General features: G+C 54.4%; 21 protein-coding genes. 12 read left to right on the top strand and 9 right to left on the bottom strand.

Features of this window, described 5'->3' with window-relative positions:
* The first annotated feature begins 448 nt into the window (after positions 1 to 448).
* Positions 449 to 1207 (top strand): Ig-like domain-containing protein, encoded by a 759-nt coding sequence (locus tag KNP71_RS05160; RefSeq protein WP_214826539.1) that lies wholly within the window; start codon positions 449 to 451, stop codon positions 1205 to 1207.
* 138 nt (positions 1208 to 1345) lie between these two features.
* Positions 1346 to 1990 (top strand): thioredoxin domain-containing protein, encoded by a 645-nt coding sequence (locus KNP71_RS05155; protein WP_165569430.1) that lies wholly within the window; start codon positions 1346 to 1348, stop codon positions 1988 to 1990.
* Positions 1991 to 2024: 34 nt separating this feature from the next.
* Here KNP71_RS05155 and KNP71_RS05150 read toward each other — a convergent pair whose 3' ends face one another.
* From KNP71_RS05150 to KNP71_RS05135, 4 genes are all read right to left on the bottom strand, one after another.
* Positions 2025 to 2879 carry a polysaccharide deacetylase family protein gene (locus KNP71_RS05150; protein ID WP_165569431.1) on the bottom strand — a complete coding sequence of 285 codons (855 nt, stop codon included), beginning with the start codon at positions 2877 to 2879 and terminating at the stop codon, positions 2025 to 2027.
* Positions 2879 to 3358: a PgaD family protein gene (locus tag KNP71_RS05145; protein ID WP_214830179.1), complete on the bottom strand. Its 480-nt coding sequence runs from the start codon at positions 3356 to 3358 to the stop codon at positions 2879 to 2881. Before KNP71_RS05145 ends, KNP71_RS05150 begins: the two co-directional genes overlap by 1 nt.
* Complete coding sequence (pgaC, locus tag KNP71_RS05140) at positions 3316 to 4575, bottom strand: poly-beta-1,6-N-acetyl-D-glucosamine synthase (RefSeq protein WP_131471743.1); 1260 nt, start codon at positions 4573 to 4575, stop codon at positions 3316 to 3318. The genes KNP71_RS05145 and pgaC overlap by 43 nt, the downstream gene beginning before the upstream one ends.
* Positions 4576 to 4696: 121 nt before the next feature.
* Entirely contained in the window at positions 4697 to 4942 is a 246-nt protein-coding gene (locus KNP71_RS05135) for a hypothetical protein (RefSeq protein ID WP_029594856.1), read from the bottom strand.
* Positions 4943 to 5068: 126 nt separating this feature from the next.
* Here KNP71_RS05135 and KNP71_RS05130 point away from each other — a divergent pair, with 126 nt between their 5' ends.
* Positions 5069 to 6310, top strand: a complete 1242-nt coding sequence (locus tag KNP71_RS05130; protein ID WP_214830177.1) for a UDP-glucose dehydrogenase family protein — start codon at positions 5069 to 5071, stop codon at positions 6308 to 6310.
* Between the two features lie 34 nt (positions 6311 to 6344).
* On the opposite strand, the gene KNP71_RS05125 is transcribed toward KNP71_RS05130, so the two are convergent.
* The gene (locus KNP71_RS05125) at positions 6345 to 6818 is read right to left on the bottom strand and encodes a DinB family protein (RefSeq protein WP_214830175.1); all 474 of its coding nucleotides are present in this window, start codon (positions 6816 to 6818) and stop codon (positions 6345 to 6347) included.
* A 107-nt stretch (positions 6819 to 6925) separates the two neighbouring features.
* Here KNP71_RS05125 and KNP71_RS05120 point away from each other — a divergent pair, with 107 nt between their 5' ends.
* Positions 6926 to 7660, top strand: a complete 735-nt coding sequence (locus KNP71_RS05120) for a DUF3784 domain-containing protein (RefSeq protein WP_214830173.1) — start codon at positions 6926 to 6928, stop codon at positions 7658 to 7660.
* Positions 7657 to 7923: a hypothetical protein gene (locus KNP71_RS05115; protein ID WP_029594860.1), complete on the top strand. Its 267-nt coding sequence runs from the start codon at positions 7657 to 7659 to the stop codon at positions 7921 to 7923. Before KNP71_RS05120 ends, KNP71_RS05115 begins: the two co-directional genes overlap by 4 nt.
* Before the next feature lie 31 nt (positions 7924 to 7954).
* Here KNP71_RS05115 and KNP71_RS05110 read toward each other — a convergent pair whose 3' ends face one another.
* Positions 7955 to 10663, bottom strand: a complete 2709-nt coding sequence (locus tag KNP71_RS05110) for an EAL domain-containing protein (RefSeq protein ID WP_214830170.1) — start codon at positions 10661 to 10663, stop codon at positions 7955 to 7957.
* 115 nt (positions 10664 to 10778) lie between these two features.
* A complete protein-coding gene (locus KNP71_RS05105) occupies positions 10779 to 12404 on the bottom strand; it encodes a C40 family peptidase (protein ID WP_251132746.1) in 1626 nt (541 codons plus the stop codon).
* A gap of 280 nt (positions 12405 to 12684) precedes the next feature.
* Between KNP71_RS05105 and KNP71_RS05100 the strand changes: the two genes are divergently transcribed.
* Entirely contained in the window at positions 12685 to 14538 is a 1854-nt protein-coding gene (locus tag KNP71_RS05100) for a sensor domain-containing phosphodiesterase (RefSeq protein WP_214830168.1), read from the top strand.
* A gap of 61 nt (positions 14539 to 14599) precedes the next feature.
* Here KNP71_RS05100 and KNP71_RS05095 read toward each other — a convergent pair whose 3' ends face one another.
* Positions 14600 to 14800: a sensor histidine kinase gene (locus KNP71_RS05095; RefSeq protein ID WP_214763527.1), complete on the bottom strand. Its 201-nt coding sequence runs from the start codon at positions 14798 to 14800 to the stop codon at positions 14600 to 14602.
* Between the two features lie 197 nt (positions 14801 to 14997).
* Between KNP71_RS05095 and KNP71_RS05090 the strand changes: the two genes are divergently transcribed.
* Positions 14998 to 15753 carry a Fic family protein gene (locus tag KNP71_RS05090; RefSeq protein ID WP_214830166.1) on the top strand — a complete coding sequence of 252 codons (756 nt, stop codon included), beginning with the start codon at positions 14998 to 15000 and terminating at the stop codon, positions 15751 to 15753.
* Positions 15754 to 15782: 29 nt separating this feature from the next.
* Here the strand turns inward: KNP71_RS05090 and KNP71_RS05085 are convergent, their stop codons facing one another.
* On the bottom strand, positions 15783 to 16223 hold the full coding sequence (locus tag KNP71_RS05085; RefSeq protein ID WP_131471763.1) for a MerR family transcriptional regulator: 441 nt from the start codon (positions 16221 to 16223) through the stop codon (positions 15783 to 15785).
* Between the two features lie 320 nt (positions 16224 to 16543).
* Between KNP71_RS05085 and KNP71_RS05080 the strand changes: the two genes are divergently transcribed.
* The 5 genes from KNP71_RS05080 to KNP71_RS05060 all read left to right on the top strand — a co-directional run bounded on the left by KNP71_RS05080 (position 16544) and on the right by KNP71_RS05060 (position 20302).
* A complete protein-coding gene (locus KNP71_RS05080; RefSeq protein ID WP_131471765.1) occupies positions 16544 to 16756 on the top strand; it encodes a hypothetical protein in 213 nt (70 codons plus the stop codon).
* 68 nt (positions 16757 to 16824) lie between these two features.
* A complete protein-coding gene (locus KNP71_RS05075) occupies positions 16825 to 16965 on the top strand; it encodes a YvrJ family protein (protein WP_021066374.1) in 141 nt (46 codons plus the stop codon).
* Positions 16966 to 16991: 26 nt separating this feature from the next.
* Complete coding sequence (locus tag KNP71_RS05070; RefSeq protein ID WP_058764453.1) at positions 16992 to 17204, top strand: hypothetical protein; 213 nt, start codon at positions 16992 to 16994, stop codon at positions 17202 to 17204.
* A gap of 29 nt (positions 17205 to 17233) precedes the next feature.
* Positions 17234 to 17446 (top strand): DUF2922 domain-containing protein, encoded by a 213-nt coding sequence (locus KNP71_RS05065; RefSeq protein ID WP_021066376.1) that lies wholly within the window; start codon positions 17234 to 17236, stop codon positions 17444 to 17446.
* Between the two features lie 114 nt (positions 17447 to 17560).
* Positions 17561 to 20302 carry a hypothetical protein gene (locus KNP71_RS05060; RefSeq protein WP_214830164.1) on the top strand — a complete coding sequence of 914 codons (2742 nt, stop codon included), beginning with the start codon at positions 17561 to 17563 and terminating at the stop codon, positions 20300 to 20302.
* Positions 20303 to 20336 lie beyond the last annotated feature (34 nt).

Here is a 20336-nt window from a genome sequence, read left to right as displayed (position 1 = left end):
CTCCTTTTACGTTCCACTGAAGTCTTTAGGAAATGGTCGTTATACTAGCGAACTTACGATTAAAGAAGGAATGGAGGAAGGGCGATACGAGTTAAATTTTTTGGAAAGCTGGGATGATCATGGAAACAGTAACATGTTATGGGGAAAAGAGAACGAACAAGGATTTGAATTAAAGTATCCTTCAAATGATCTAACAAAACCGACATTTACTTCAATAGAAAAAAAAGAAATCATTTTAGATGAATATGTCACAAAGTCGCTTACGATTAATGCTGAGGATGATTTAAAACTTAAATCAGTGCAAGGGACTTTCACTCATGATAATGGGGAGACGGTCATTTTATCGAGTGATCAGGTGACGTCTACTGGTTTTGACTTCCCGATATCATATTATTCGTTTCGGACTCATCCAGGTCGGTGGAGATTATCTAGTCTTACGATTTCTGACTTGAATCAAAATACTTTAACCGTTACGGAAGGGTTTGATGTATCGATTCAAGTTTTACCAATCATCGACCGAACTCCACCGGTTATTTCAGGTATCAGTCAGGGCCAAGTCACGAATCAATCGGTGACGATTCAATACAATGAAGGAACGGCGACGTTGAACGGGAAACGGATTCGCAACAATTGGCCGGTCAAGAACTCGGGCGCTTACACGCTCCGCGTCACTGATCAAGCCGGAAACGTCACGTCACTCACGTTCACGATCGATAAAGTGGCTCCAACGAAACCGACCGTTTCGACGCTCACTAACAAGTCGACGTACGTGTCCGGGAAAGCCGAGAAAGGCGCGACCGTGTATATCACGTATAACGGACGCACGTACACGACGAAAGCATCAAGTGCGGGTTCGTATCGCTACAACGTGAAGACGACGAAACCAGGGGCGACCGTCTCGGTGCGCGCGAAAGACGCGGCCGGCAACACGTCGAGCAGTACTTCTGTGAAAGTCCTCAACACGTTTCGGACGTTCACCGTCAACTCGGTGAAGTCGACGGCGACGACGATGACCGGAAAAGGCAACAAGGGAGCAAGCGTCCAGGCATACATCGGGACGAAGCTCATCAGCAAGACCGCGAAAGTCGATTCGAAAGGCAACTACAAGCTGACGATTTCACGTCAGAAACCAGGCGTGGTTGTCACCGTGAAGATGACGCAGAACGGATACGAAGAAGTGAAGAAGACGACACGCGTCGTCAAATGAATCGAGGGGGCCTTAGGGTCCGCTCGTTTTCTTATGTGTCATTTCTTTTGACAAATTTCACCATAACGTCACTCGAGTCTGCCAACCAAACGTGATATAACTAACATGTGAACGATTGAACAAATAGGAGGTTATACATTGAAGCGATTTCTGTTTTTATTCGTCGGACTCATCGTCATCCTTGCAGCCTGCAGTCCAAGCGAGGCGGTCGATTCGACGAAGGTCCATACATACAAAACATACGAACTCCCGCTCGAAGACAAAGTCGCGCTCGGGGAAGGAGAGCACGAGATCGTGTTCGTCTTCGACTACAGTTGCCCGTGGTGCAAGAAGTGGATGGAAGAGGTACTACCGGAGATCGAGGAGCGCTGGATTGACACGGGCGAGGCGACGTTCAAAGGACAGCCGCTCGTCCTGTTGAACGAACAGTCACAACTGCTCGCGAACGTGGATTATAATGTGGAACGGCTCATCCCGGACCGCTATTATGAAGTGCAGCGCGCCATCGGGCTCGATTCCGGGTCGGACGGTTTTGGCACGGAAGCGTATGCCCGTGAACTCGCCGCTGAATTCAACCTCAATGCGGATGAACTGCTCGAGAATCACGTCGACGTCGGCATCCAAAACTCACGGCTGTTCACGCGCGACTTCGGCGTGGCCTATGTGCCGACGGTGTATGTCGACGGCATCCAGCTCGTGGACGCGTTCAGCTTAGAGGAGATGGAACAGGTCATGGACGGGACGATTGAAGCAGGGGACCAAGTCGAGTTGCAGGAGGAATAAAAATGACCCCTCGTCGATCGGACGAGGGGTCAAGTCAGTGTTGCTCGAAATACGGTTTGACGAACAGCTCGAACAGTTCGGCATCGAGCAAGTACCGGTTCGAATAGAACGGGTCGTTGTCCGGCGTAATCGGATTCGGGCTCAAGATGAACGCCTGTTCGAAGCCGAGGTCTTGCACCGTCTCGGTCACGGCGTCGCTCGTGTTGCCGAACGGATAGGCAATCGTCGTGACGCGCGTCCCGAGATTCTTTTCGATGGCGGCGACACTCGTCTCCAAGTCTTGACGGAGCTCGTCTTGCATGTCTTCCGGCAAGAACACGGCACCTCCGTCTTTGACGTAATGCATGTCATGCGTATGTGTCCCGAAGTTGGCAAGCCCGCTCGCCTGCATGTCCTTCAGCTCGGTCCACGGGGCGAGGTCCAAGTTTTGGAACGCCTCGCCGACATGGCCGGTAATGATGAACAGCGTGAACGGGATCTGCTTGGCTTGTAAAATCGGGAACGCGTTCTCGTAGACGGTATGGTCGACATCATCGAACGAGATCCACACGCATTTGTCCGGAATCGGCTCACCGGCGCGATAGCCGAGCAAGTCGTCCTGTGTCGCGAAGTGAACGCCTTCCTCTTGGAGCCACGTCATCTGCTGTTCGAACTCGTCGGCGTAGACGTTATAGCGAATCAACTCGGACGAGCCGGTCACGTTCTCGACGAGCTTGTTCCACGTGTTCGGTCGTTTGACCCGGTGATAGTTGAGCCCGAGACAGACGTCCTCGGTCGGGAGGAGCGCCGCATCGGGCACGTCCTCATGTGTCGTCGAGGACACGTCGTACACTTTCCAAGCGATGCCGCCAACAATCAATAGAACGACCAGCCATTTGACGTAACGCATCATTTCAACTCTTTCACTGGATTTTCGGTGAACACGATGACCTTATCCGATTGAAGTCGAGCGATATCTTCCGGTTCCATCAAGTCGAGCTTGAGCCAATCGTCGAGCGTCGTGTCTGTCGGCATCTGGCGGCGGTTGAGCGGGCCGTACTTCCGCTTGTTGTACGTCCGCCACAGGAAGAGCAGTAGGGCGGCGACGAACGACGAGACGAGCCCGAAATAGAGCAGCTCGCGGATGTCGGCGTTCGTCACGTTCAAGGCGGTCTTGAGGATGGCGATATAGCGGTCGTTCACGTCGACGACGGCGCTCAAGAAGAACCACGTGACGATGAACGTGTATAACCAGAACACGGCCGTGAGCAACAGCTCGATCCCTTTGCGGAACACGTTCTGTTTCGTTTTGACGAGAATCTCTTGCTCGTAATCATATAATTCACTTACAGGCTGCTTCTCCGTGTCCCCCGGTCTGGTGAACTCCATGTCGCGTAGCCTCCTTTCACACGGGCTCTAATCGCTTTCGGCGTCGCCGCGATGACGACGAACGTGTTGAGCATCCAGTAGATGACCGGATACCAAGCGGCCCAGACGTAATATTTGAACACTTTATCGTAACGGGCGTCGTTCCAGAGCGAGATGATGAGCTGGACGTGGCTGACGAGGACGAGCGCGAACGAGTTGTATGTGAACCAAATCAACATGTCCTGCCACGTGTCGGCCGTCGCGAACAGATACACCGTGACGATGAGCCAGGCATACGCCCAGAGGACGCTGACGACCTGTTCGATATAGACGGGCCAAATCCGGCGCTGGCGCCAGTCTTTGAAGATGTCGAAGTGACGTAAGACGACTTCCTGTCCGCCTTGCGACCAGCGCACGCGCTGTTTCCAAATGCCAGAGATCGACTCGGGGACGAGCATCCAGCAGAGGGCGCGCGGCTCATAACGGATGTCCCAGAAGTTCTTCTGGAGTTTCCACGAGACAGCGATGTCCTCGGTGATCATGTCGCGGTCCCAGAGACCGACCGACAGTAACGCTTTCTTGCGGAACATGACGATGACGCCGGAGACGGTCATGATTTTACCCATGACGCGCTGCGTCCGTTTGATGGAGCCGATAATCGACGAATATTCGACGAGCTGCATCCGGCTGAGAAGCGTGTCTCGGTTACGGATACGCGGGTTGCCGGTGACGGCACCGACGCGCTCGCCGCGAGTCAAGAAGTGACGGACGAGGTAATACGGGGCCTCCTCGCTCAGGAACGCGTCTGAATCGACGCAAAGTAAGTACTCCGAACGGGCGGCATGGGCGGCCATATGTAGCGCGTTCGCCTTGCCTCGGTTCTCATGACAGTCGATAACACGCAGACGTTCATATTCGTCGGCAAGTCCGACGAGAATGTCGCCGGTCTTGTCACGGCTGCCATCGTTGACGGCGATAATCTCAAAATTCGGATAGGTGAGACGATCTAAGTACTCGATTGTCTCGGCAATTGTCTCTTCTTCGTTATAACAAGGAATCAAGATACTGATGAGCGGCCATTCCCGCTCGTTCAAATCGAGTTCTTCCTCTTTCTCCCGCGTCAAGCTGAATAAGAGAGCGCCCGAGATCCAAAACAGCGCCATGAAGAACGGATACCAGAACACGAATTGGGCCAGTGGTTCGATCCAAGGTGCGATGTCGAGCCCGTAAAAATTCATAAAGTAGTCTCCCCTTATTTTCAAAAAAACCATGTACTGAACGTATGATAGCATCAAAAAATTGTTTTCCCATATTTAGCGAAAAAATTGTACAGAAATTCAAAAAGACATTCGACGTGTGTCAAATGTCTGGGTGCTTGTTCAAGTTCGTCCGTCTGTCTTTGCGCCATTTCCAAACGAACAAACCGATCAGCGCGAGGACAGGGGCCGCAACCCAAGGGCGGGCTTCGATGATGGAAACGAGTTCGAAAATCGAGAGCCATCCGCTGATCATGATGAGAATCAGCAGGAAAGTCTTGAGTCCACCTCGAATAGGAAACCAGTAGAACACGAAGAGCGTAATCAAAAAGAAAGCGAGCAATCCCATACGGTTATTCCTTTCTAGCCTCATTTTGACTCATTATAGCAGAGAATATTCAGAGAGTGTTAGAGCCTTCCCTTGCATGCCGCTTTTCTGTACTGTTAATAGAAGACTATTGAAGGAGGAACTATCGTGAAATTTGGAATCATCGGCCTTGGCTATGTCGGGCTGGCCACCCTGTGTGGACTAGCAAAAGCGGGGCATGAGGTCATCGGTGTCGAGAAAGACCAACCGAGACTGCTCCGTCTCATGAACGGGGACGTCCCGTTCCACGAACCGGGCATGGCAGACGTGTTACGCGATCATCACGGTTCAATCACATTCACGGACTCGATTGCCGATACAGAAACGGTCGATTACCTCGTCCTCGCCGTCGGGACGCCGAGCAAGCAAGACGGTAGCTGTGACTTGACGTTCGTCGACGCGGCCTTGTCCGAGGTCGAGTCGAAACATAAAATCATCATCCGCAGCACGGTGCCGCCGGGGACGACCGACATGCTGTCGGTCATGTATCCGGCCCACACGTTCGCCGTCGTGCCGGAATTCCTTCAAGAGGGCCGTGCCCTCGCCGACGTATTGAAACCGCATCGCGTCGTCATCGGCAGTGACGACCTCGAGATGTGTGAAGAGCTCGCAGGCATCTATGGCCGCCTCGGTGTCCCGATCGTCTGCACGTCACCGGTTGACGCCGAGTTCATCAAATACGCCTCGAACGCGTTCCTCGCCACGAAAATCAGTTTCATCAACGATTTGGCGCGTCTCGCCGACAAGGCAGGGGCGGACATCACGACAATCGCCGAAGGGATGGGACTTGATCCGCGCATCGGGCGTTCGTTCTTGAACGCCGGTCTCGGCTACGGGGGCTCGTGCTTCCCGAAAGACATGCACGCACTCATCAACGTCGCCCACGAGAACGAGCTCGACTTACCGGTCATCAAAGCCGCCATGCATTCGAACGACGCCCAGATGTCGTACGTCGCCTCGAAAATCGAGCCGAAGAGCGATCTCAAGGTCGCCTTCCTCGGCCTCGCCTTCAAACCGGGAACGGACGACATGCGCGACGCCCCTTCGCTCACGCTCGCTGAATTGTTGGCGGTCCGTGATATCGAAGTCATCGGCTACGACCCGCTCGCCAAGTGGGACTTCCCGCAAGCGGAGACGGTCGAAGCGGCGCTCGCGGGAGCGGACGTCGCCATCCTCGTCACGGAATGGGACGAGCTCGTCACGTTGACGCCGGAAACGTTCGACGGGATGCGGACGAAGCGGTTGATCGATGCGCGTAACGCGTGGAAGTACGCACGCGACCCAGGAGCCGTCCAGTACGAAGGTGTTGGCCGGATGCAAAACAAGACGAACACGCCGTCATCGATGTGACGAAAGGCGAGAACCCGCGGGGCCTCGCCTTTTTTCACGCCTGCATCTGTTCTTTCGTCGGTCCCATGACGCCCGGGACCGTGAGTCCCGCCTGCCGGAGCAGCACCGTCATCTGGCCGCGATGATGTGTCTGATGGTCGATCATCATGCGCAAGACGGCGCCACGCGGCTGTTTGGCGCCGTGGACGTCGACTTCTTCTAACAAATAGGCGTCCGAGAACTGTTCGGCAGCCTGGCTAATCTCGTCGGCGTAGCGCGCGTATTGATCGGCGATAGCCTTGGCGTCGTTCGGTTGCGTCAAACTTTTCAGCGCCGACAAGCGGAAGCCGAGCAAGTTCGTGAAATAGCCGAGCGCGGTCGTCACGTGCCACCCGATCCAGCCGAGCGAGTTGTGGCCCGGGACGATTTCCTGTCCGAGCGCCTCGTCGGTGACGGTGCGGAGCACGTCGAGCGTGCCAGTCGATGATTTGATCCAATCTTGTAGAAAATCTGCTTTCGTACGATACATCGAATTCCTCCTTGAGCGTTCTACCCTGAGTATACGACGCAGATTCATGATTTTGAAACGTTTGTCTTCATTTTCACGTAGAGTATAGAAGAAAGGGGGACACCTCTATGTGGGGACTCGTGATTGCAGCACTCATTCTGTTCTTGCTCGGATTTGCCGTCCATCGCTTGGGTTGGCATTTCCTCATCTCGGGATACAACACGATGAAGCGCGAAGACAAAGCGCGCGTCAATATTAAGGCGGTAGCGCGTTTAATCGGCTTCATGTGCTACGGGATGGCCGTTATCTTCCTACTGATCGCCGCCATCCATGGACTCGGTTTCGGACTCGACATCCCGGTCGAACCGTTCTTCGGTTTGATGCTCATCCTCATCGTCGTGACGCTCTGGCGTGCTCAGAAGTATGACGGCAACATTTATGACGAGGACGGGAACATCCGCCCTGGCGGCAAAAAGAAACTCATCCCGGTCGTTGTCGTCTTGGGTCTCCTCGTCACAATCGTGCCCGGCCTGTGGCTCTGGTTCAGTCAGCCGACCGAGGTGACGCTCACCGATTCGGCGCTCATCATCGAGGGCGGTTACGGCGAGACGGTGCCATATGACGAGATGGAAGCCGTGACGTTGACGTATGAACCGAGCCTCGCTCGTCGCACGAACGGTGCCGCCGTCGGTTCACGCCTGACCGGACACTTCCGGACGACGAACGGGGAGGACGTGCTCGTCTTCATCGATCGGGACATCGACGTGGTCGTCCGGATTGACTGGAGCGGCAAACCGATTTATCTGAACGTCGAGTCGCACGAGGCGACAGAAGCGTTATATGAGGAGGTACGACAGAAATGACGCAACCTTGGTATACACGGCACATGCCGTTCTTTTTCTTGACGTTCTTGTTCGCACCGCTGACCTTGCTACTCCTCGTCTGGCGCTGGGATCAGTTCGACGGCCATGAGCGGGGGATCAAACTGTTCTTTGCCATCGGGATGACGGCGTTCATCGTGTTCGGGCTGTTGCCGCGCGGGTCGCTGCCGGTCATCTTGCCGGTCATCGGACTGTTGATCGCACTGAAGCTCGTCTTTAATCTCATCAAACGAAAAACCGGCTGACATGTGTCAACCGGTCGGAGAGGGCGCTCGCTCAGGCGAGGTGCCCTCTTTTGTCGTTCACCCAGGCCTCGAACGTGGTCGCGTCAAGGGCCGGGGCGTAATAATAACCTTGTCCGAGTTCGACACCTTCCGCGATAATCCGCTCGAGGTCCTGTTTCGTCTCGATGCCCTCGGCGAGCGAGGTCAATTTCTGTTCACTTGCGAAGCGGGAGACGGCGCGGAGGAATGACGTGCTGTCCTTCGCTTTGCCGCTGACGTACATGCGGTCGATTTTCACTTCTTGAATCGGCAAGTGCCAAATCGCTTCGAACGAGGCGTAGCCGGTGCCGAAGTCGTCAATCGAGAGGCAATAGCCGAGATCGGAGATGTCTTCGAGACGCTCGAGCTCGTTCGTGTGCGACATGATGTCCGCCGACTCGGTCAGTTCGATTTTCAACCGGTCGGGCAGCCATGGATACGTCGCGATCAAGTCGCGCAGCTTGGTGACGATGGACGGGTCGACCGAATGGGCCGACAAGTTGTACGACAACGAGATATCGGCGAACGGCGTGTCGCGCCAGGCGACGAGCTGCTCGACGACCAAATCGAGAATCGAGTGCGACAGCCACAGAATCTGGTCCGAGCGTTCGGCGATACGGATGAACTCGTTCGGTGGCACGTTGCCGATGTCCGGGTGCTGCCAGCGGGCGAGCGCCTCGGCCCCGACGACCCGGCCCGTCTTCAACTCGACTTGCGGCTGATAGGCGACGGTGATATGTCCTTGCTCGATCGCCTCTGGGAGCGCCTGTTCAATCAAGGCGGCCCATTGGAGCTGGGCGAGGATGCTCGAGTCGTACCAGACGAACGGGGTCCGCGTCTCTTTGGCGTGTTGCAACGCCTTCGTCGCCTCGAACAGACAATCGTTAAAGCTCGGCGTCGTATGCGTCGCCCCGATTTGAAGGTGGACGGTCTGGCGTTTCTGGTTAATCAATAGCTCGGTCGGGAACAGCTCCAACAACTCGGTCTCGTCGACGTTATGGAGCCCTTTCACATACAGCATGAGCGTGTCGTCGCGGTAACGGCCGAACAAGTGATGCGCGTACTTCTCGAGCCGGTCCTCGACGTGACGGGCGAACTCGGTCATGAGCAAGTCGGCATACGTCGGGTCGTACCAGTCGACGAGGTGGTGGAAGTCGTTCAGTTTAATTAGCAGGAACGTCCCGTCGATGTCCTGTTTTTCCCACGCCCGCAGGAAGCCATATTCGTTATACAGTTCGGTGGCGAGGTCGAACCGGACGAGCCGGTCGACTTTGCGTTCGCGTTCGACGCGCTCGGTCTCATCCTCGAGGATGAGGTAATACGTGAGCGTCTCGCCACGCTTAAGCGGGATGATTTTGACGTTCAAGAAGCGGACGTGCTCGCCTTTCAAGTGCAGGATGAACTGGGCACTCGTCCCATTCTCCGTCACCCCGGCGAGCGCCTCGCGCAACAAGCGGCGCCCCGTGTCGGTGAACAATTGATTAATTTCATACAAGTTCCGTTCGCCGAAGAACTGGCGGAACACATCGTTGCGTTCGATGAAGTTGTACGTGTTATCGATTAAGGCGATGGCGAGACCCGTCTCGGAGAAGAGGGACGACCAGCGCTCGTGATACCGGAGCAGGTCGTTCGACTTCGTCTCGAGCGTGTGCACCGTCGAATGGACGCTGACGGCAATCTCACGAAGCTCATCCTCGATGCCACGGAAGTCATGGCTCGGCGGGAACGTCTCCTCGACCGGTTCCGTGCTCGGGTCGATGGCGAGGGCGCGCGCCTTCAAATGCCCGAGGTCATGGGCGTACATTTTGCGTGTCGAGCATAGAGCGAACAAGAGCGCGCCTGACAACAGGAGCGTGATGAGTAGGACGGCGATGGCGAGTGTGCCGTAACGGTCACGCTCGGTCATGAGCGTGTCGTCAGCCGCCGAGCGTACCGCTTGTAGCGCCGCGTGCGAATCCTCATAAAAGCTCGTCCCGTTGACGTAACGGGCCTCAAGCGTCGAATTGGCGGCCGTCACCCGTCCGAGGGCGAGCGCGCTCTCAATCAAATCGTCGACCGATTTCGTCCCGAGCGACGGGTCGGTCGCGACGATATCCTCAATCAGACGGGCCTCGTTCGCGATCGTCGAGACCTCGAACTCGAGTTGGTCTTCATCCGGTGTCTCGGCGAGCAAGTTCGTGACGCCTTCGACGAACGCCATCTGCATGCGCATGATGGCATCGGTCAATTCATAGGCCGTGTTCTCTTGGGCGGTCCGTTCGAGCCCTTGATAGAGCCAGCGCCGGTTGATCGACTCGATGACGTCGAACGGCACGGCTTGGAAGCGGCTCGATCCGTCCTCGTTCAATGTGTCTTCAAGTTCTTCCGAGAAGCGAAGCAACGCTTCCCGTTCGCGCTCGTCGACCCCGGTCTCGAAGTCGTCGAGCAGTTGAAGATTGTATTGGAGCGCCCGTTCACGGTACGGGGCCGACAGTAACGCCGTCGGTTGCTCCGAGTTCGTCTCGTAGAGCTTGGCCGCGTGATGCAAGACGAGATACGACTCGACGCCGGCCAAGTCGGAGGCGTGGTTCAAGTCGCGCACCGTCTCGTCGACGGCGACGTGTTTTTCTTTCCAGTAATAGCTCAGGCCGAGCCCGAACAACAATACGCCGATGAGACAAGCGACGGCGAGGGCCATCGTGTAAATCCGGTACGGAATTTTAGCGAATCGATTGCTTCCCATCGGACACCTCCTTCTTTCTCTTCCCATTCTATAGTCCCTGTTCGAGTCTTTCGAGGGAAATCCTGCCCCACGAAAAAAAACCCGACAAAGGTCGGGTCTTTCAATGCGCCGAAGGTCACGGTCGCTTGTAACCGATGACGCGTGATTTCCAGTATGGCTCTTTACTGATCGTGTTATAGCCGAGTCCGTACGTCCCGGCGTGGATGAACGTGTCCGCGTTAATCATGATGCCCATGTGTGACGGTCCGGCCGTGTACGTGTTCTCGAAGAAGACGAGGTCGCCCGCTTGCGGGACGAACGTCTTGCTGAGCTGTGTTCCGAAATAAGACCCGGCCCAGTATGTGGCGACATTCGTGCGTGGGACGCTGTAGCCAGCCTGGTTGAAGGCATAGTGGATCAGCCCTGAACAGTCGAATCCGCCGTTGGCCGGGTTCGATGACGCCCAGATGTACGGCGTGCCGACATACTTCTTGGCGACGGCGATGGCTGCGATTCCGGCACCTTGTGAAGGAGCCGGAGTCGGAGTTGGGTTTACCGTAGACCCTTTCGGCACCGCCTTGACGTAAGACGCCGCGACGAAACCGGTCGTATTCCCGATATAGATTTGATGCCAACCGTTCGACGTCTGCACGACGCGGAGCGTCTGGCCGGACTTGACGCTGCCGATGATAGCCGAACTCGTCGAGGCCGAAGCGCGGACGTTCAACGATGGCGTGTTCACGACGTAGTCGAATGCTTCGTTGCCCGCACCGCCGTCTCCGGCGTTCGGTGTGACCGGCGCGCTCGGTGCCGTCGTCGTCTGTTTCAAGTAACCGGTGCTGACGTAACCGCTCTTGCCGTTATGCGTGACGTATACCCACGTGCCGATCTGTTTCGTCGCTTTGACGGTCGTGCCGTTCGGGATGCTCGTGACGAGGGCATAGCCGATGCCCGGGCCTTGACGGACGTTCAAGTTGGCCGTCGTGACGTACGACTGGTTAATGCTCTGTTCTTGAGGCGCGGCCGGTTTTGTCGGCGTGCTCGGTGTAGTCGGTTTGACGGATGAGTTCGTCAAGTAACCGTTATGTACCCAACCCGTCTTCCCGCCATAGCTGACTTTCGTCCAGGCACCGCTCGTTTGAATCGGTGTGAGCGTCTGACCTTTCGGAATCGTGACGAGCACTTGATGCCATGTTCCTGCAGCGGCGCGCATGTTCAAGGCGGCCGTCGTGACGGTAGCATTGCTTGATGGAGCCGGAGCAGCAGGTGTCGTTGGTGTCGGTGTGATCGGTGCAGCTGGTTTGACGGATGAGGTCGTCAAGTAACCGTTATGTACCCAACCGGTCTTCCCACCATAACTGACTTTCGTCCAGGCGCCGCTCGTTTGAATCGGTGTGAGCGTCTGGCCTTTCGGGATCGTGACGAGCACTTGATGCCATGTGCCTGCGGCGAGGCGCATGTTCAATGCGGCTGTCGTGACGGTACCCGTGCCTGACGTGGCAGATGTGGCGGCAGGTTTCACCGTGGTCGGGGCGTTTCCGCTTAATTTGAGCGTCTGCCCGATGGCGAGACGGTCTGAATTCAAGTTGTTGTAGGCTTTCAAATTGGCGAGTGACACGTTGTGCTGTTGGCTGATCGACCAGAGCGTGTCACCGGCACGGACGACGTGTGAGCTGGCTGCTGCGACTTCGTCGGCCTGGGCGATGATGCTTACGGCGGCGATGGCTGCGAATGAGTACATGAGGCCGGACTTAGGGGACATTGGGTCACTTCCTTCTCTAATGAGTGCTTTTGACAATTATCGACAGGTAAAGCAATACATGTTTATTGTAGGGTTTACACAAACGGCAAGCAATGGTGGAAATGGCTCAATCAGTGGATTCCGTTAAAAATGAGGTCAATATTTTCGGACACGGATGAGGCGGGAGTACTAAAGAAACAGGGGAATCGAAAATTGACTTTCTGTTGAATTTTGGAAACCTATCCATAGTTCTTTTCGTGCTATCATGAATGCAAAACGTTTGAATGAGAGTAGGGGACTTATGAACGAGGGGAACTTTTCAACACAATCATATCGCAAACATCAAGAGAAACTGTTCGAACTCGTCCGAATGCCAGAGGTGACGGAGGCTGCGGTACGGCAAGCGCTCTTATATATGTGCGAGGTCGTCTCCGATATGCTCGACGTCGACACGGTCTCGATTTGGCATTTCGACGAGACGTATGCCTCGATCAGTTGCCAAGTCGCCTATTCGAAAGAGACGGGACCGAGCGAACCGGTGTTGACAGTCATGCGTGGGGACGCACCTGTCTATTTCGACGCGTTGCGGACGAACCGGGTGCTCCCGTTCGAAGACGTCCGGACCCACGAGTGGGTGAAGGATTTATACCAGCAGCACTTCGTGGAAGGGCAACGGATTTACTCGATGCTCGATGCCCCGATCTATGCGAACAATCGGGCGAAAGGGGTCATCTGTTGTGAGACGTTCGCGCCGCGGCAATGGACGTTCATCGAGGAGCTGATTGTCAGCACGCTGTCCGACTTTATCGCCATCCTCTATCTCCGGCTCGACCGCCGCGAAGTCGATGAACATATCACAAAGCTCGCCTATACGGACGAACAGACCGGGCTCATGAACTTGAACGGGTTCATCGAGCGGGTAGACGCGCTCCGCGAACAGGCACCGCACCAGCTCGGCTCATTGATTTATCTCCGGGCGGACGAGTTCCGTTCCGTCGAGACGGCAATCGGCATCCAGCGCGCGGACGACATCGTCATCGAACTGGCGGAACGCCTCCAACAAGTCGTCGATACGTCGCTCTTGGCGCGCGTCTCTCAATCTGGCTTTCTACTGTGGACGCCTTACGGCGACCGCATCAAAGTGAAGGCGCTCGCCGATTTGATTTGTGAGACGGTGACGAGCGAGCCGTTCGCTGTCGGGGAGCTCGACGTCGTCTTGACGATGAGCGCCTTCATCTCGATTGAGGACAAGTCACGCTCGACGCTCGAGATGATGGACACGACCCGAATCACGGCCAATGATCGCCACGTGCAGCGCGGGGGGATCGCCTTCTACGAGGAAGAGATGGGTGAGAAGGCGACGGCCCGTCTGACACTCGAGATGAATTTGCGAAAAGGGCTCGCCTTGAACGAGTTCACGCTCTATTACCAACCGAAGATTGAAGCGGCGACTGGCAAGTTAAAAGGATTCGAAGGGCTGATGCGCTGGATTCATCCGAAACAAGGATTGATTCCACCGCTCGACTTCATCCCGCTCGCCGAATCGACCGGCGTCATCATCGCGCTCGAAGAATGGGCGCTCGAGGCCGCGTGCCGCCAGTTGAAGACATGGCACGACGAGGGCCGGATGTATCAGCTCGCCTTGAACTTGTCGGCCCGTCATTTCCTATCGGACGGGGTCGTCGAAAAGCTGGCCCATATCGTCAAGGAGATGGGCGTCTGCCCGAACTACTTGACGTTCGAGATCACGGAGAGCGTCGGGATGGAGAATCAGCAGCACGTCATCGAGCGGTTCGTCGCGTTCCGGGAACAAGGCTTCTCGATCTCAATCGACGACTTCGGGACCGGCTTCTCGGCGTTCGTCTATTTGAAGCACTATCCGATTCATGAGATTAAAATCGATCGGCAGTTCATCCAAGTGACGGACAACGATCCGACCGGGAACGTCATCGTCCAGTCGATTATCGAGCTCGCCCGCGGGCTCGGCTTGAAGACGGTGTGCGAGGGCATCGAGACGACGGACCAGCGCGACACGCTCCGCTCGCTCGGCTGTGATGAGATGCAAGGCTACTTGTTCTCGCGTCCGCTCCCGATTGATGAGCTCGAGACGTGGATTGAGGATTATGACACGACGAAAAAGGATTCGCTCCGTTGAGCGGATCCTTTTGAATGGACCGCAGACATGTTACGTGTCTGCGGTTTTTTTGCCGCTCGCGTCAGGCCGGCAACTCGATGCGAATCGTCGTTCCAGACCCGCGCGCACTCGTCACCGTGACAGTGCCGCCGTGCGCTTTGATGATGTCTCGGGAAATCGCCATACCGAGGCCGCTGCCGAGTGCGTCGGTCGTGTTCGTGCCCCGGTAGTAGCGCTCGAAAATGTACGGCAGTTCGTTCGCGTCGATGCCGATACCGTTCATTGAGTCGGACGTGCACGATTCGGCCCCGGCGGCAATTCCTCTCCCACTTATCGTCGGGCTGTGCCCGGGACACGATTGAAGTAGGGGGTATCCTTGCCGATTAAAGATGAAATGAGGCGTTCACTCGAAATCGACTTGCTCAGGTAAACAAGCGTATAATTAAATCACGAACACTTGAGAGAAAGGAAGCGGGTTATATGTTTGAGCAACTGACGATGAAAAAAGAGCAACTGGATCAAAACCGACCGCTGCCGACGTATACGCTTCAAAGTTTGAGAGCAAAACTCTTTTTAGAATGGACATACAACTCGAATGCCATTGAAGGAAATACGTTGACAATCAACGAGACAAAAGTGGTGCTGGAAGGTATAACGGTTGGCGGGAAGACGATGCGCGAGCATCTTGAAGTGATTAACCACCAGGACGCCATTTCTTATGTAGAAGAGATTGTCCAACGCGAAGAACCGCTGACGGAGTGGCAAATAAAAAATTTGCACCGTCTCGACTTGAAAGGAATTGATGATGCGTATGCAGGCGTCTATCGGGACCAGCAAGTGTTTATTGCTGGATCCGTTCATATGCCGCCGCCTCCATACCTCATTCAAGAACAGATGGGGCAACTGATGAATTGGTATGAAACAGAGACGAATACGATGCACCCGGTTGAACGGGGCGCTTTGTTGCATGCTAAGTTCGTGGGAATTCACCCGTTCATTGATGGAAATGGTCGTACATCTCGGTTGTTGCTCAATTTAGAGTTGATGAAGTCCGGTTATCCGCCGATTGTCATCAAAGTCGAAAATCGCCTGAGTTATTACAATGCGTTAGATCGAGCGCATACGACAGGAATGTATGACGACTTTGTCGCCATTGTCGTGACCGAGGTCGAAACATCGCTCGATTTGTACTTGAGCGCGATCGCCCCTCATCCATCCAAAAACAGCCCTTCCTGACGATTCAGGAAGGGCTGCCTCATGTCCGCTCATTCATGCGGGAGTTCGGTTTTCAATTCCAGTTGGAGTATGTACGCCAATTCTTTATGGGCTAGCTCGGAGAAGTTCGTCTTTTTGACGTGTGTCCGGGGCCGTAGTCCGCATTCCAATGCGATGTCGACGATTGTCCGAATCTGATTTTCCGTATAGAAGCGCTTGCGTCCCATCGTGAACGGGGTCGGTGGCAAGACGCCGTCGGTTTCCCATTTGATCAGCTGTTGCTGGCTACGGGGAATCCCGGCGACATGAAACGCACGGCTCAGTTCTTTGAGTGGATAGACGGTCAATGGGCGTTCGTTGTACAGGAACGGCTTCGCGTTTTCCGGGCGATAAGCATCCCAGTCAGTCGCATAAAACGTCAGGTCGGTGTGGTCGAAGTCGAGTTGAGCGGAAGGAATAGAAGTGTTGAGTGCGAAGTCTAAGCTGTTCATCTAGAGTATCTCCTTCTTCAAGTCAAACTGGTCATTTCGAAAATGCCCTCCTCCGTATAGTAACCCATTTCTAAGCAATTAACTGCCAGTTTTTTCAAAGTGGGGAAATGAATTCGTGGGACTTTAGGCGTGTTTTCGAAATTCGATTGACGTCTATTAAGATACCCTAATTGGTATGAGAATTCAAGGAATAACGCCGATTTCGACCGATGAATGCGTCTTCATTCAGAATAGGTCTATAGTCGTTACGAAAAGGTTACAAGGCAATATGAGCAAACATTCACCAACTTCGGTTAATAGGGGCGAAGGAGGTGAGACATATGGCAGTGTATCGAGAATACGAAAGCGTCTTTTATCTCGACACGAAGCGGCTCGTTGACGGCAAGGAAAAGCGTCAGCTCGTCCGGTTCGGTCCACTCGGTGCGCGGATGGAGACCGAGGAGATCAAGCAGTTCGGTGATCTGTTGATTCCGCTTCTCGCGGTCGAATCCGCCGCATACGTCGTGTCGCGTGAATTCCACGTGACGTTCTAATTGGAGGAATCCCTGATGCGTGTACCGAAGCGTCCCGCCGGAGGCTGTTCCGATGAGCGGGTGGGCCCATGAGCTGGCCCGAACTCATCTCGAACCTCGGCTTCCCGATCGTCGTCTCGCTCTATCTGCTCCACCGGATCGAGACGCGCCTTGAGCGCATGATTCAACTGCTCGAACGTCTCGACTCGACCTATCCGTCTGAATTGTAATCCATCCCCGAAAGGAGCCATCCCCCATGGCCGTATTGACTGAAAAGAAAGCCACGCTCGTCTTGACGACGCACCACGATTTGAACAGCTTGAAACCGACGAAGAAAACGCAGCGCTTCGGTCCGATCCGGGCGGCGCTCACGGCTGACAATGCCGAGGCGTTCGGTCACCTCATGCTCGACTTGACCGAGCAAGAAGATTTCACCGTGTCGGTCGTTCGCGAATACGATCTCGTCTAATCACACCCACATCCAAGGAGGACTAACCCATGACTGAGACTAAAGTAGAAATCGCATTTTTGGACATGTTCAATAAAGTATCGCGCTTCCGTTTGAATAACGTGAAACAGCCGGTCGACGCGTTGAAAGTGCAAGCGCTCGCCGACTTCATGGTCGCCAACGACCCGCTCGGCAAGAGCGTCGTCAAATGGACCGAAATCAAGATGATTGAAGGCACGCAGACCGTGTTGAATGTCCAATAATCCAAAGGCATCGTCTCTCAAAAAAAGAGACGGTGCTTTTTTCCTGTTTTGCTTCTAAAAATCACAAATTGAAGGTATATTTTTAATATATTGAATAAAAGGCAGGTATTGTAAATGAAGAAATGGCACTATGCAATTGTATTCGTCGCGCTGTTGTTCGTGATGTTCCCGATGGATCAAGCGAACGCGACTCCGAAGTTCGAGCTGGGCACGCTGCTCGAGCAAGAAGTGAAGACAATTGAAGGGTCTCCCTTCTATTTGGACTATCAAGACGGAGCCACGCGGCTTCATGATGTAGAACGACAGACCGTCGTACCCATCGATTACAACGGCAATCTGACGGCGGATCGGTCGCATGATGAAGAGGGGTCATATGGAGATTTCTATACGTTCAAGCCGAGCTTAGACGGTGAATCATTCATGGCGACGCATCATCGGACGGGGGATATGATTCACGTTAACCGTGATGGGTCGACGCATACATTCAGCCCTCCATTCGACACAGAGTCGATTCGACTTATTACGTACGATGCGAGTCGCGACATCATGTTGTGGGAGAACAAAGGCTCGAAGCAACTCGTGACGACTGATTCGGATGGCGTCACGAAGTGGGAGCGTACTCTCTCCGATCGTGAACAAGTGATATTGGCGACAAACGCGAACGAACTCGTCGTTGCGGACACGTACTCGGACGTCCTGCTCCATCTGAATCCAGATACAGGCGAGATAATCGAGACAATCAAGATGCCGAATACGGTGACAGCGGTATTTGCTGAACCTACGACAGATCACCTTCTGTTAGAAGGGGTTAGTGACTTACACGTGTATGATTGGAAGCAACGTACCATCACGACGCTTGATTTGAAAAATCAGTCGTTCTATGAAATCGAGTCGTTTACCTATCACAACGGCACGTACTACGCCATGACGGAGTTCGATTATTTGCTCACCATCGATTTAGCCACGAAGACATTGAACAAACTGCGACTGGATTCATTCAATTCACGGCTTGACTACAAACTGTTGCACGGAGGCTACTTGCTTCGAAACGACCAGCGCTTACTGGCGGCAGAGCGTGCCCACCTCATTCCAGGTCAGCTGTACACCTCGCCGAAAGCTACAAAACCGTCTGGAGCCGGCAATACCTGGTTAGGCGAGTCCTATCAACTGATGGCGACCGTCGTGACAATCGATCGCGTCTACCATGAAATCCCTGTCGCCGACTTGGGATCAGACGCGGAAGTGGTCGATGCGACACGCTCATTCGAGGATGGATACATCGTTCCATCGTTCGATGAATCGTTCAGTTATGCGCTTCGATTCGGAAACCTCACGAGCAACAGAGTCACCTTGAATCCGGTGACGAAAGTGCCGCTTCAAATCGAAACATCATTTGATAACGGGCCGGTAGGGGATATCGTCGGTACGACAGCCCCAAACATGACGGTGTATGTGACTTGTGAAAACAACAAATACGCGAGCTGTGACGGTTCGGTCACGGCCGATGAGACAGGACGTTTTACGTTCTCACGCGGTATTCTCTGGGGAAATCAAACCATCACGGTTTGGGTAGCAGACAACGCGACGTATAACCAAGCTACAAAAGCATCGGTCAAACAGACGTTCCAAATGAATGAACCGACCGATACGAACATTGCCGAAGTGTTGAGCGAGACGGCGATGGAAGGTGTGACGATTCGGACAAAACCAAATGCCCGAGTCGAGGTGCGTCAATTGTTCTCACCGACAAACTATGAAGTTCGTGAAGTCCAAGCAGACGCATCGGGAGTCGCGAAGTTAACGGAGTACAATCGAGACAAGCCGATGTACTACCGTGTCATTTATCGCATTCTCGACACGAACAGTCAGTATGCGAATCTTTACGTATCAACAGATTATCCGGTGCCTGACGTCACGTGGACAAAACCACCGAAGACAGGTGATACGACTGTGACTGTTCATTATAACGGGACACTCTCTCCACTGCTCGCGGTGGCGCGAAATGGCCGAGATGAATCAGCAAAACGTCTCGTTCCTGGAACGAACGTCATCGCGTTGAAAGGACCACTCTGGGAGGGACAGACGATTCGACTCATCGCGAGTTTCCGTCCTGAGCTCAGTAAAACGTTCGAACAAAAAGTGACGAGTGACGCACCGAAGACACTCAGCATCAAAGATGTGCTCGTCACATCGTCTACTTCAGCGTTTACAGTGTTGAAAGATACACCGGCATACTTGAATTTCATCGTGAATGGGAAGCCAATCTCATACACTGAGGTTGGAAAAGACCGTTACCGGATCTCGGTGAAACCAGGCACGTCGGTCGTCGTCGAGTCGACGATTGGGTCGAAGAAGAAGCGGACGACGTACAAAGTCCCGACGGCTTCGTTGACGTCATTCGCGCCGTCTGACGAAGTGAGCACGTGGAAAGGGAAGACACTCCCGAACGCCACCGTCACCGTGAAGGCCGGGACGAAAGTGATTGGACGGACGAAGGCGAACTCGACCGGCAGCTATCAAGTGAAGTTTGCCCGTCAGCGTACCGGCACGAAACTCGTGTTCGAGGCGAAAGTGGGTGTGGCCCGTGACGCGAAGAGCGCGACCGTCAAAGCAGGTGTCCGCCCGACAGTGAGCACCGGCACGATTCGCTCGACGACGAAATCAATCGCCGTTCGCACGAACGTCCCGTACGGAACAGTAACGATTTATAACGGAAAGACGCTCGTCGCGAAGAAGACGATCACATCGACTTCGACGAACGTGTCCATCAAACCGCAAAAACGGGGGGCGAAGTTGACGATTAAAGTCGTGACGCCGGCCAACCGAAGCGGCCAAACTGTTAAGTCCGTTTTATAATGTAGAGACAAGGTGACTGATTTTTCAGTCATCT

The sequence above is a fragment of the Exiguobacterium sp. s56 genome, assembly GCF_018618255.1.
Classification (GTDB): Bacteria; Bacillota; Bacilli; order Exiguobacteriales; family Exiguobacteriaceae; genus Exiguobacterium; species Exiguobacterium chiriqhucha.
The sequence above is the reverse complement of the archived record's forward strand: the minus strand, read 5'-3'. Positions and strand labels throughout refer to the sequence as shown.